Raw genomic sequence first — 12,520 nt, forward strand, 5'->3', positions numbered from 1 at the left:
TCAGCGCTCCCTGACCAGAGCCGCGTACGCGCCACCGCGCGCCACCAGCTCCTCGTGCCGTCCGCGTTCCACGATCGTGCCGTGCTGGAGTACGACGATCTCGTCGCTGTCGCGCACGGTGCTGAGCCGGTGCGCGATCACCACACAGGCACAGCCGCGCTTGCGGAGGTTGTCCATCACCGTCTGTTCGGTCTCGGCGTCCAGCGCGCTCGTGACCTCGTCGAGGACGAGGATGCTCGGCCGCCGGACCAACGCCCGCGCGATCTCCAGGCGTTGGCGCTGGCCGCCGGAGAAGTTCCGGCCGTCCTGCTCGACCCTGCTGCTGATACCGCCGGGGCGGCGCATCACCACGTCGTAGAGCGCCGCGTCGCGCAGCGCGTCCACCACCGCGTCGTCCGGGATCGACGGGTCCCACAGCGCCACGTTGTCGCGTACCGAACCCTCGAAGAGGAAGACGTCCTGGTCGACGAAGGAGACGGAGGAGGCGAGGGCGCCGCGCGGAATGTCCTCCAGACGCTGGCCGTCGATCCGGATGACGCCCTCCCAGGGCGCGTACAGGCCGGATATCAGGCGGGAGACCGTCGACTTGCCGCTGCCCGAGCCGCCGACCAGGGCCACCTGCTGACCGGGGCCGACGGTGAGGTCGAAGCCGGTCAACAGGGGTTTGTCGAGGGGGTTGTAGCCGAAGGATATGTTCTGTAGCTCGACGTGGCCTTGCAGTCGGCGGGTCGAGTCGCCGGCGCCCGGTCGGCCGTAGAGCGGGTCGGCCTGGAAGTTCTCCACGTCCTTCAGCCGGGCCACGTCGGCCGCGAAGTCCTGGATGCGGCCCGCGACGCCGTTGAGGCGGGTGATCGGGGCGGTGAAGCGGGTGACCAGGGACTGGAAGGCGACCAGGAGGCCGACCGAGATACCGCCCTCGACCGCCCGCATACCGCCGATCCACAGGATCACCGCGCTGTTGAGCGAGGCGAGCGTCGGCGCGACCATGCCCAGCCAGGCGGAGGGCACCCCGAGCCGCTGCTGCTCCTCCAAAGTGGTGGCGTGCTGCCCCGCCCACTTGCGGAAGTAGCCGTCCTCGCCGCCCGTCGCCTTCATCGTCTCGATCAACTGAAGGCCCGTGTAGGCGGTGTTGGTGAGACGGGCGCTGTCGGCGCGCAGTTTGGCCGTACGGGTCGCGCGGAGCCGGATGACCACCCGCATCGCCACGATGTTGAGGAGCGCGACGCCGATGCCGACGAAGGTGAGCTGCGGGTCGTAGGTGTAGAGGAGGACCGCGTACAGGACGACGACCACCGCGTCCACGCCCGCCGCCGCGAGGTCGCGGGCCAGTGTCTCGGCCACGGCGTCGTTGGACTGGAGGCGCTGCACCAGGTCGGCCGGGCTGCGCTGGGAGAAGAACGTCACCGGCAGCCGCAGCAGATGGCGCAGGAAGCGGGCGCTGGAGAGGGTGGAGGAGATGATGCGGCCGCGCAGCAGGTTCGCCTGTTGCAGCCAGGTCAGGACGAGGGTGAGCGCCACACAGGTGCCCATCGACGCGAACAGCACGCCGAGCAGGGAGGTCTGGCCCCCGATGAGGAACATGTCGATATAGGTACGGCTCAGCGCGGGCACCGCCGCGCCCACCAGCACCAGCAGCAGGCTCGCCAGCACCGCGGCCGGCATCGTGCCCGCCGTACCCCGCAGCCGGGCCGGCATCGCACCCAGCACACCCGGCTTACGGCCGCCCTTGGTGAAGCCGTCACCCGGCTCCATGATCAGGACGACACCGGTGAAGCTGGAGTCGAAGTCCTCCATCGGCACGAACCGGCGGCCCTTGCCGGGATCGTTGATGTAGACCCCGCGGCGGCCGAAACGGCGGCCCATGCCGTCGTAGACGACGTAGTGGTTGAACTCCCAGAAGAGGACCGCCGGTGCCTTCACCTCGGCGAGGGCGGCCGTGTCCATCTGCATGCCCTTGGCGGTCAGACCGTAACTGCGGGCCGCCTTCAGCAGGTTGCTGGCACGCGAGCCGTCCCGCGAGACACCGCACGCGATGCGCAGCTCCTCCAGTGGGACGTGCTTGCCGAAATGGCCCAGCACCATCGCGAGGGAGGCGGCGCCGCACTCCACGGCCTCCATCTGGAGCACGGTGGGCGTGCGGACGGTCTTGCCCCTGCCCTTGGGGACCGGGCGTTTGGGCGGGGCGGACCGGCGGCGGCCGCGGGTCTCCTGTGCGGTGCTCACGGCAGCAGCCAATCGACGGGACGCTGGTCGGCGAGGCGGATGGAACCCTGGGCCACGGTCATGGAGGTGAGGGAGAACGGCGGCCCGTCCGCGGACGACCACCGGTAGCCGCTCTTCGTGCCGGACGCCTTGTCCAGCTTCACCGTGACGGCCACCGGCCTGCCGTCCTTGGTGAACTGCTCGCCGAGCTGGCTGTCCCCGAGGAACGCGGAGATCTGCTGGGCCGACTGCGCCGAACGGTCCACCGACTTCACATGGCCGCGCAGCACGCCGTACTCCTGGGTGGGCACGGACGACACCGTCAGGTCCACGGCGGCGTTCGCGGGGATCGAGGCGGCGTTCTCGGCCGGGACGTACACGGTGGCGTACAGCGGATCGGAGGTGTGCGCGACTTTCTCCACGGCGGCCACGTTCGCGCCGGTCTGGATGATCTGGCCGATCGTGGCGGCGAGCGCGGTGACGCGGCCGGCGGCGACCGAGCGGACGACGGTGTCGCCCTCGGCGGTACGCACCTTCAGTACCGGGGAGTTGGCGGGCAGCCGCTCGCCCTGCTTCGCGAGCACGGCGGTGACCTGGCCCGCGACCGGGCTCTGGAGGATGTAACTGCCCTGTCCGTGGGTGAGGATGGCGGGCGCGCCCACGGTGGAGGCGACCGAACCGGTCACCGCCCACACCGACGCGGTGGCCATCACGACCACGGTCACGGAGAGCGCGAGCCAGCCCTGGGGGCGGGCGAAACGCACCGGAAGATCGAGCTCCTCCGGCGACTGGAGCTTGGCGAGGGCCTGTTGGCGGAACTGCACGGAACTTTCCCTCACCTGAAAACGAGGAAGGACCGACTGCTGGCAGCCGGTTGGTTCATGACGTCCGAGAGTCCCGGAGCCGGGAATCGGCTCCGGGACTCAGGGCACAAGGTGCGATCAGAGACCGGCGACCAGGTTCGTGACCGGGGCCACGGAGAGGCCGGTGACACCCTCGACGGTGCCGACGGCCGTGTCGACCAGGCCGGAGACCGGGGCGATGCCGTCCACCAGGCCGGTGACGGTGCCGAGGGCGTTCAGCTGGAGGCCACCGGAGACGTTGTCGAGCTCCGCGTCGGAGATCTCGACGGTCTCAACCTGGGGGGTGGAGTTCATGGTGGAACTTCCCTTCATATGGATATTCACAAGGGGGGAGCGGACCCCTGGCAGGGGCGGCCGCGTGCCGCAGACGCCGGGCACCCGTTTCCGGGAGCCCTTCGCGGCTGCCGCGGTGCGATGGATAAAAGCACGCGGCGGGCACGGGCTTCCAATCAACCAACCGCCTCACCTGGGCACTTGAGTCCCAGAGGTACCGAAGCGTGCAGGCGTGCGCACGTCTCGCCGCCGAGTTCTTCACACCCGGCACGCCTTCGGTTCACACGAGGGCTTGCGGCCGGGGAGGCGAATCCGACACTCCCGCCCCAATGACGTACGCGGCGGAGCGCGCTTGTGCAGATCCGCCGCGCACGGTGACTTGGTTGAGTATTGGATGTGCAGATTCGCTGAAGCCGGGATTCCGGGGGAACTTCGAAACGGACCGTTGCTGATCGATCGCGGACCGTGTCGGTCCGGTTGTCAGCCGAGAAGGGCGTAGACCGTGCTCGCGCGGGCCGCGAGTTGACCTGACTCCGCGTCGGTCATCGTGATGTCGGCGAATGCCATGCGCCGGCCCAGCTTGGTGATCACCGCCTGGATCAGGACATCCGAACCGGACACCGCGCGCTGGAACGAGGTCGACTGCTGCACGGTCGTCATCGGTCCGTAGGCGCCACGCGCCGCCGACACGGCGATCACCGTGGCCGTGTCCGCGGCGGCCATCAGCGCCTGGCCCGACAGCGCCCCGCCCTCCCGCGACAGACGGTCCGACCAGGGAAGTCGCAGAGTCGCCCGGTCCTCGCCCAGGGACTCGACGGCCAGGCCCAGATCGAGCACCCAAGGAGCGAAGTTGGCGGAGAGGATCTTGTCGGCTTCGGCGGTGGTCATCGTCATATGGGGGATTGTTCCCGCTCCCCGGCCGCCGGACGCGGAGCCCGGCCGATCCCGTGGCCGATTCGGTACTGCAAAGGGACTGCCAACAAACGGAATTGAACGCCCCAGGTGCCTCCTGCGTACCCACTGCCATCCAGGCGCCCCGAACAGCTGCCGACGAACGGTGGCACTGACCCCGTCCTTCAGGAGGTCGAGAAGTTTGAGTCACAAGCGAATCCCCAAGCGCAAGGCCGCGATCGCGGCAGGCGGCGTGGTGGCGCTCGGAGCGGCCGCGATTCTCCTGCCCAACGCGAACGCGTCCCAGGACGGCTCGTCGTCGAACGGAGCCGCGGCCGCCCCGAAGACCCTCAAGGCGTCGGACGCCCCGGATCTCGCCTCACAGCTCCAGGAACTGCTCGGCGACGCCTTCGCCGGTTCGTACTACGACACGGACCAGCAGCAGCTCGTCGTGAACGTCATCTCGGGCGACAACAACAACGTGGTCGTCCAGGCCAAGAAGGCCGGCGCGAAGATACGCGAGGTCGACAACAGCCTCACCGAACTCGCCGCGGGCGCCGCGACGCTGAAGGCAGACGCGACCATCCCGGGCACCTCCTGGGCCGTCGACCCCAGGACGAACAAGATCCTGGTCACCGCCGACAGCACGGTCACCGGCGCCAAGTGGGACCAGCTGGAGTCGACGGTCGACACCCTCGGCGCGGGCATGGCGACCATCAAGAAGTCGGCCGGCACCTTCAAGACCTTCCTCTCCGGCGGCGACGCCATCTTCGGCGGCGGCGCCCGCTGCTCGGCCGGCTTCAACGTCACCGCGGGCGACGGCAGCCCGGCCTTCCTGACCGCCGGTCACTGCGGCGTCGCGGCGGCCGAGTGGTCGGACGCGCAGGACGGCCAGCCGATCGCCACCGTCGACCAGGCCACCTTCCCCGGCGACGGTGACTTCGCCCTCGTGAAGTACGACGACCCGGCCACCGTCGCGCCGAGCGAGGTCAACGTCGGCGACGGCCAGACCGTGCAGATCTCCCAGGCCGCCGATGCCGAGGTCGGCCTCCAGGTCTTCAGAATGGGCAGCACCACCGGGCTCAACGACGGCCAGGTCCTCGGACTCGACGCCACCGTCAACTACCCGGAGGGCACGGTCACCGGTCTCATCCAGACCGACGTCTGCGCCGAGCCCGGCGACAGCGGCGGCTCGCTGTTCACGCAGGACGGGCTGGCCATCGGCCTGACCTCCGGCGGCAGCGGCGACTGCACGGTCGGCGGCGAGACCTTCTTCCAGCCCGTCACCACCGCCCTGGAGGCGGTCGGCGCGACGCTCGGCGCGGGCGACGCGGCGGGCGGCGGCCAGGAGGCGGGCGCCGGTGACGAGGCCGGAGCCGGTGCCGGCGACGAAGCGGGCGCGGGCGACGAGGCCGGTGCCGGACAGGAAGTCGGCGGCGAGGAGGCCGGACAGGAAGTCGGCGGCCAGGACGCCGGCGGTGACGAGGCCGGCGCGGGCGCGGACAACGGTGACTCCGGGCTGACCGAGACCCACTGACCCACGCCCCACCACCCGTTCACGGACTCGGTCCGGCCCTCCGGCGGGAGGGCCGGACCGAGTCCGTGTCACCCCTGGGCAAGGCAGCCCTCACCGCGCCCGCAGCAGCAGCAACGCCACGTCGTCGATCCGCTCCCGCGCCGCCCCGCCCTGTGCCACCAGTTCGTCGGCCAACGCGTCCAGCGGCAGGTCCCCGGCCTGCGCCAGCCGCTGCCCCAGATCGGCGAGGGCATCCTCGATGTCGACACCGGGCGACTCGATCAGGCCGTCGGTGTAGAGGGCGAGCACGCTGCCCGGGGCCAGGTCGACCTCGGTCGTCGGATACGTCGCCGAGCCGTCGATGCCCAGGAGCGGGCCGCCGGCCAGGTCGAGGACGCGTACCTTTCCGTCCGGTCGGCGCAGCAGGGGCGGGGGATGACCGGCCCGCGCCATCACGGCCCGGCCGTGGGCGGGGTCGAGCCGCAGGTACAGACAGCTCGCGAAGAGATCGGAGCCGAGGTCGATGAGCAGCCGGTTGGTGCTGCTCATGACGTCCTGCGGGGCCTGCCCGACGGTCGTGTACGCCCGTACCGCGGTCCGGATCTGCCCCATCAGCCCGGCCGCGGTGACGTTGTGCCCCTGTACGTCGCCGATCACGGCCGAGGCCGCTCCGTGTGAGGGCACCAGGTCGTAGAAGTCGCCGCCGATGTCCATGCCCTGGGTGGCGGGCAGATAGCGGGCGGCAGCGTCGACGCCGGGCAGGGTGGGCAGCGAGTGGGGGAGCAGTGCCTCCTGGAGGCCGTGGGCGAGCCGGTGCTTGGCGTCGTACAGCATCGCCCGCTCCAGGGCCTGCGCGATCAGCCCGCCGAGGCTCGTCAGGACGGCCCGTTCGTCGGCCGGGAAGGGGTGCGGTTCGGCGTAGGCCAGCACACAGGTGCCGACCGGCCGGCCGGAGGCGATCAGGGGCAGATACGCCCAGGCCTCGAAGCCGTCGGGGGTGGTGTGCCGGACCGGATACAGGTGCTCCAGCTGCCGGCGCGAGTCGAAGAACGCGGGCACTCCGCTGCCCAGGGCCTGGGCCCCCGGCGTCGGCTCGCTCAGCGGCAGCCCGTCGAAGCGCTCCACGACATGTGGGTCGGGATAGCCGCGATGGCCCAGGACGTGCAGCCGTCCCGCCCGGGAGCCGAGCATGACCAGGGCCTGGCCGCCCACCGCGGGGACGATCTCGTCGGCGACCAGTTGCACCACGTCCTCCACGCCGGCCGCCTCGGTGAGCGCCCCGGCCAGGCTCAGCACCTGCGAGATGGTGACCAGCCGGGACCGGGCGCCGCCCGACTGCGGGGCGGCCCGGCTCATCTCCGCCACGGCCCGCGCCCGGCTCACGCGTACGCTCAGCCCGGTGGTGCTCGGATACAGCCGGAACGACAGCCAGTCGCCGGGCGGTCGCAGCGCCACGAACGACGTCGTCTGCTGACTGAGCAGCGCGGCGCGGTAACGGTCCTCGTAGACCGGGTCGTTGAGCCAGGGCACCGACGCCCACAACTGGGTGCCGAGCAGGCGGCTGACCGGGACGCCGATCAGCTCGGCCGCGGCGGCGTTGGCGAAGGCGATCCGTCCGTGCAGATCGAGCGAGCACAGTCCGTACGGCAGCCGGGACACCATCCGGGCCGCCTCCACCGTGCCCAGCGTGCCCGCCGCGCCGGCCACCGGGGTGCCGGTCAGCAGATCGGGCTCCGGGAACACCGGGCGGCTCTCCTCGGCGGCCCGCTCCAGACGCACCGCGAGCCGTCCGCAGGCCGCGCTCAGATGATCCCGCTCCCGGTCGGAGAGTTCCGGCGGATGTGAGCCGGGCCAGGTCACGAAGATCGCGCCGTACTCCTTGGTGTCCGTCGCCACGGGCAGCGCGGCGAGGGCGAAGGGATAGGGAAGCACCACGGCGATCCGCGGATAGCGGCGGGCCATGTCCTCCTCGCCGCCCACCCACACCAGCCGCCGCTCCCGGACCGCCTCGGCGACCGGGATCGGGGCGCTGAGCCCCACCCGTTCCCAGGGCGCCGCGAAGGCCCGAGGCAGCCCGGCCATCACCGCCATCTCCAGGACCGGCTCGCCGGACGCCAGCAGATACACCGCGCCGGAGTGGGCGTGCACCTCGTCCATCATCGAGGCCAGCGCCAGCGACAGCAGCGGCCGCCCGACCCGCGTCCGCGCGGTCGCGGGCGCCTGCACGCCCCTGCCATCGCCCACGCCGCCCACCTCCTCGCGCGCCCCGCGGGGCCCGGGCCCGGCATGCGACGGGCTCCGGGATCAAATCTGCCCCTCGGCGGCGGGACGCGCACGGCGAGCGGACCCGGCACCGGCGATGCGAAGGCGATCCCGTGTCGCGGCCGGCCATATACCCTCTCGCGCCCCACCCATTCCCCTCCATTCGAAGCGCGGCACGGCGTACGGGAGCCGTCAGTGCGCCCCCGCGCACCCTGATGGCCGGTTCTTCGCGCCCGGGGGAGGTGCGGGACGCGAACAATGGGGCAGTCGCTTCTCACCCATGGAACCGGCGAACGGCAACGCGAGGGGACGGGCAGTGATCCGGGTTCTTCTGGTGCACGACGAGTGTCTGGTCAGGTCGGTCCTGGCGGAGTGGTTACGCAGGGAACCGGACCTGGGGGTGTACGACGCCCCCTGGCGCAACGCACCGGGCCGGCTGCGAACCCTGCGGCCGGACGTCTGCGCGGCCGACCTGGAGTGCTCGGACAGCTACGGCATCCCGCCGCTCGGTGAGCTCGACGCCCGAGCGGCCGGGGGGCCCTCGCCACGGCTCCTCGTTCTCGCCAGCGCAAACCGCCCCGGCCTGCTGAAACGGGCCGTGGAGGCGGGGGCGCTCGGCTACGTCGACAAGGAGGGCGCGCCGGAACGCCTGGTCCACGGCATCCGCCGCGTCGCTGAAGGAAAACGTTTCGTCGACGACTCGCTCGGCTTCGGTTTCCTCAAGGCCGCCGAGATGCCGCTGACCCGTCGCGAGCTGAGCGTGTTATCCCTGGCCGCCGAGGGGGCCTCCGTCGCCGAGATCGCCGGAAGCCTGCACCTGTCCCACGGGACGGTGCGCAACTACATGGCGGCCATCACCCGCAAGACCGGCGCCCGCAACCGCATCGACGCGATCCGGATCTCCCAGGGAGAGGGCTGGCTGTGACAGCACCGGCGACCAGCTGCCGACCAGGTCGCGGTAGAGCGCGGAGCGGCGCATCAGCTCGTCGTGCGTGCCGTACGCCGTCGCCCGCCCGTCCATGACCAGGATCCGGTCGGCCCGTCGCGCCGAGCTGATCCGATGCGCGACGACCACCAGCGTGCCCCCGGGCCGCTCCGCGAAGGCCCGCTCCGCGCGTTCCTCGGCGCGCGGGTCCAGATGGCAGGTCGCCTCGTCCAGGAGGACGAGTGGAGCGTACGAGAGATGGGCCCGGGTGAGGGCGATCAGCTGCCGCTCGCCCGCGGAGAGCGCCGCCGGGTCGACCGTGGCGGCGGGTCCGCCGAGCGTCTCCAGCAGCGGCAGCAGCCCCACCGCCTCGGCCGCCGCGAGCAGTTCCGCCTCGGGCACCGGGTCGGGCCGCAGCAGCCCGAGGTTCTCGGCGAGGGTGCCGGAGTGGACGTAGGCCTCCTGCGGGACCAGGACCCGGCGGGCCGCGGCCTGCGCCCCGGGCACCGGGTACCCGCACACCCGGATCACGCCACTCCCGGGCTCCAGCACGCCGGCGACGAGTGCGGTGAGCGTGGACTTGCCGATGCCGCTCGGGCCGACGACGGCGAGATGGGCGCCGGGCCGCAGTTCGAGGTCGAGGCCGTCGACGACGGGGGCCGCGGCGGGGCCGTAGGCGAAGGTGACGGACCTGAGGGTGAGGGCGGGGATGCCGGGCGGATCCTCGGCGGGGCGGTGCAGCCGGCCGGTCGGGGTGGCGGACGCCGGCCCGTCCTCGTGGAGCAGCCGGCGCAGCACCACCGCCAGCCGTGAGCCGCTGGTGCCCAGGCCGTGGACGAGGTTGCGCAGGGCGGGCAGCAGCGACTGGGTGACGTAGGAGAGCGCGCCGACCAGGGCGCCCGGGGTGACGTCATGGTCGAGGAGCCAGGGGGCGGCCAACAGCAGGAGCACGATGGGGAGTTCGCCGCCGATGGTCAGCGCGGCCACCCGCAGGACGCCCCAGCGGGCCAGCGAGGTCGCGGCCCGCCGCTCGGCGTCGATGTGGTGCCCGGTGTCGGCGGCGACCTGTTCCTCCGCCCCGGCCGCGGTGATGTCCCGCAGGCCCGGGCAGACGGCGCCGTAGCGTGCGGCGAGCGCCTCGTCGGCGACGAGGAAGGCCTCCTGCCGGCGGGCCAGCGGACGCAGCGTGGTCAGGAAGAGGGCCACTCCGGCGAGCAGCGGGAGCCCGACGACCAGCAGGAGGGGCGGGGCGAGCGAGAACAGGCCGATCAGCGCTCCGGCCGTGGTGAACACGAACGAGCGCGACACCGTGACGAGCCCCGCGAACGTGTCCCGGGCGATCTCGGTCTGCTGGGTGAGCCCGGACAGCGCCTTGGGGTCGCCCTCCCGTACGCCGTGCGTCACGACCCGGGTCACCAGGCCGTCCCTGAGCGGTTCGACCAGTTCGGCCACCGCGGTGTAGACCCGGGCCGTGCCGAACGCCCCGACCAGTACCCCGAGTCCGGCGACGCCGAGCCAGGCCAGTCCGACGCTCGCCCGTCCCGCCAGGAACCCGTCGTCCAGGGCGCGGGCGGGGGCGTAGCCGGTGAGGAACGTCTGCCCGGTCTCCAGCACCGACCAGGCGGCCAGCCGTACCACGACCCGCCACCGGTCCCGGAGGAAGCGCAGCCCTCGACGGGTGATCACGGCTGTTCCCCGTCCGTGAACACCGCGCGGTAGTCCGGCAGTTGCCACAACCTCGCGTGCGGGCCCACCGCCCGCACCCGGCCCCCGTCCAGCCACGCCACCGCGTCCGCCCGGGCCGCGGTCGCGGCCCGGTGGGCGACCAGCAGCCGGGTGCCGTCCGCGCCGGAGCCGACCAGGGACGCGGTGATCTGGGCCTCCGTCACGGTGTCGAGGCTGGAGAGGGCGTCGTCGAGGACGAGAAGCCGGCCGCCGTGGGCGAACGCCCGGGCCAGACCGAGGCGTTGGGCCTCGCCGCCGGAGCGCGGGGCGTCGGAGCAGAGCGTGGCGTACCCGGCGGGCAGCCGGTTGACGAAGTCGTCCGCGTGCGCGGTGCGGGCCGCTTCACGCACGCGCGCGGGGGACAGGGGCGCGGGCCCGAGGCCGATCTCCTCCTCCAGGGTGCCGCCCAGCAGCGCGGGCCGGTCGAAGGCGTGCCCGATCGCCCCGCGCAGCTCGTCATGGGTCAACTCTCTGAGGGGGACGCCGTCCAGGAGGACCTCCCCGGCGTCCGGGTCGACGAGTCGTCCGGCGAGCGCGGCCAGCAGTGACTTTCCGGCGCCGGACCGGCCGACCACGGCGAGGGTCGTCCCGCCGGGCACGACGAGGTCGATGTCGTCGAGGACCACCCGTCCGCCGCGACGGGCCGTCACCCCGCGCAGTTCCAGCCGGCCGGGGCCGGGCGGTAGTCGCCGGTCTCCGTAGGCCTGGGCGGATTCGGCCAGCACCTCGGTGAGACGTCCGGTGGCCGCGCGGGCGCGGGCGAGGCTCGCGAGCTGCCCCACCAGCATGCCGACGCCGCCGGCCAGCACCGCGTACCGCGAGGCCGCGAGGACCTCGCCGACGGTGACCCGGTGGTGGGCGAGCAGCAGCCCGGCGACGGCGACGACACCGAGCTGGAGCAGCGGGGCCACGGCGACGGACTGGCCGGCGGCCCGCCCCTGCACCCGCCACATGCGGTGCCCGGCCCGGGACAGCTCGGGCAACGGCCGCAGGACGCGCGCGGCTTCCCGCTGTGCGGTACCGGCCGCCTGGATGGTGCGGTGACCGCCGACGGCCTCGGAGAGCGCCGCCGCGATGCGCCCCTGCTCCTGTTGGTAGTGGGCGACGCACTCCCGGGTGTCGCGGGCGAAGGCGCGCAGCAGCAGCGCCAGCACGGGCGCCCCGGCCAGCAGGACGGCCGCGAGCCACGGATCGATGAGGGCGAGGGCCACGAGTGCGCCGACCGGTCCGGCGAGGGCGGCCAGCAGGGCGGCGCGGGCGGTGGGCGCGGTGCCGGCCTGCGCGGCGTTGCCGACGAGGCGGGCGACGAGGTCGCCGGGCCCGAAGCGTTCGGTGGCGCGCGGGCCGACGGCCAGGACATGGCCGGTCAGGCGCCTGCGCAGCCAGGAGGTGGTGCGGGCGTCGAGGGTGCCGCCGAGCACGGTCTCGGCCGCGTCGAGCAGGGCGAGCAGCAGGACGAGCGCGGCGCAGTACGCCACCCAGCGGGTCGCCGGGGCTCCGGCCAGCAGCAGGTCGAGGGCGCGGCCCAGCGCGGCGGGCAGCAGCAGCCCGGCGCCGGTGGCGGCCGTGCTCACCAGGCACAGGGCCAGACACCGGGCGGGGGCCGGACCCAGGGGCCCGAACACCGTCGTGGTCGTACGCGCTGCCGGTGCGGTCGTCATGGGGCCCTCTCCGTACGTGCGGGACCCCGGGCGGCCCTTCCCTCTCGGGAGCGGGCCGCCCGGAGCCTTGGAGGCACGAGGTGCGTCAGAGACAGAGCGTGATGCTCGCGGCGCTGACACAGGAGAGCAGGCTGAGGCTGCTGACGCCGCCGCCACCCGTCGTCTCGTCGGACTCCATGGTCTGAAGGTCGAGAAGTGCCAT

The 12,520-nt window shown here is 72.8% G+C and carries 9 protein-coding genes and 1 pseudogene; 2 read left to right on the forward strand and 8 right to left on the reverse strand.

Annotated features, from left to right (window positions below; translation table 11 throughout):
• The 4 genes from OG866_RS40245 to OG866_RS40260 all read right to left on the reverse strand — a co-directional run bounded on the left by OG866_RS40245 (nucleotide 1) and on the right by OG866_RS40260 (nucleotide 4,232).
• A complete protein-coding gene (locus OG866_RS40245) occupies nucleotides 1–2,223 on the reverse strand; it encodes an NHLP family bacteriocin export ABC transporter peptidase/permease/ATPase subunit (RefSeq protein WP_329342508.1) in 2,223 nt (740 codons plus the stop codon).
• Nucleotides 2,220–3,026 (reverse strand): HlyD family efflux transporter periplasmic adaptor subunit, encoded by an 807-nt coding sequence (locus tag OG866_RS40250; RefSeq protein ID WP_329342509.1) that lies wholly within the window; start codon nucleotides 3,024–3,026, stop codon nucleotides 2,220–2,222. The genes OG866_RS40245 and OG866_RS40250 overlap by 4 nt, the downstream gene beginning before the upstream one ends.
• A gap of 117 nt (nucleotides 3,027–3,143) precedes the next feature.
• Nucleotides 3,144–3,359 carry a hypothetical protein gene (locus OG866_RS40255; protein ID WP_046256964.1) on the reverse strand — a complete coding sequence of 72 codons (216 nt, stop codon included), beginning with the start codon at nucleotides 3,357–3,359 and terminating at the stop codon, nucleotides 3,144–3,146.
• Between the two features lie 459 nt (nucleotides 3,360–3,818).
• Nucleotides 3,819–4,232 carry a PaaI family thioesterase gene (locus OG866_RS40260; protein ID WP_329342511.1) on the reverse strand — a complete coding sequence of 138 codons (414 nt, stop codon included), beginning with the start codon at nucleotides 4,230–4,232 and terminating at the stop codon, nucleotides 3,819–3,821.
• Between the two features lie 199 nt (nucleotides 4,233–4,431).
• On the opposite strand from OG866_RS40260, the gene OG866_RS40265 reads away from it, so the two are divergent.
• A complete protein-coding gene (locus OG866_RS40265) occupies nucleotides 4,432–5,766 on the forward strand; it encodes a S1 family peptidase (protein ID WP_329342512.1) in 1,335 nt (444 codons plus the stop codon).
• A gap of 90 nt (nucleotides 5,767–5,856) precedes the next feature.
• Here OG866_RS40265 and OG866_RS40270 read toward each other — a convergent pair whose 3' ends face one another.
• Complete coding sequence (locus OG866_RS40270) at nucleotides 5,857–7,998, reverse strand: PP2C family protein-serine/threonine phosphatase (RefSeq protein WP_443063614.1); 2,142 nt, start codon at nucleotides 7,996–7,998, stop codon at nucleotides 5,857–5,859.
• Nucleotides 7,999–8,287: 289 nt separating this feature from the next.
• Between OG866_RS40270 and OG866_RS40275 the strand changes: the two are divergent.
• A pseudogene (locus tag OG866_RS40275) lies at nucleotides 8,288–8,848 on the forward strand (LuxR C-terminal-related transcriptional regulator); the annotation flags it as partial.
• On the opposite strand, the gene OG866_RS40280 reads toward OG866_RS40275, so the two are convergent.
• The 3 genes from OG866_RS40280 to OG866_RS40290 form a co-directional block, all read right to left on the reverse strand.
• Complete coding sequence (locus OG866_RS40280; protein ID WP_443063675.1) at nucleotides 8,771–10,615, reverse strand: ATP-binding cassette domain-containing protein; 1,845 nt, start codon at nucleotides 10,613–10,615, stop codon at nucleotides 8,771–8,773. The pseudogene OG866_RS40275 and the gene OG866_RS40280 sit on opposite strands and share 78 nt — an antisense overlap.
• Nucleotides 10,615–12,318, reverse strand: a complete 1,704-nt coding sequence (locus OG866_RS40285) for an ABC transporter ATP-binding protein (RefSeq protein ID WP_329342517.1) — start codon at nucleotides 12,316–12,318, stop codon at nucleotides 10,615–10,617. The genes OG866_RS40280 and OG866_RS40285 overlap by 1 nt, the downstream gene beginning before the upstream one ends.
• 85 nt (nucleotides 12,319–12,403) lie before the next feature.
• A complete protein-coding gene (locus tag OG866_RS40290) occupies nucleotides 12,404–12,520 on the reverse strand; it encodes a SapB/AmfS family lanthipeptide (RefSeq protein ID WP_329342519.1) in 117 nt (38 codons plus the stop codon).

The organism is Streptomyces sp. NBC_00663 (genome assembly GCF_036226885.1).
Taxonomy (GTDB): Bacteria; Actinomycetota; Actinomycetes; order Streptomycetales; family Streptomycetaceae; genus Streptomyces.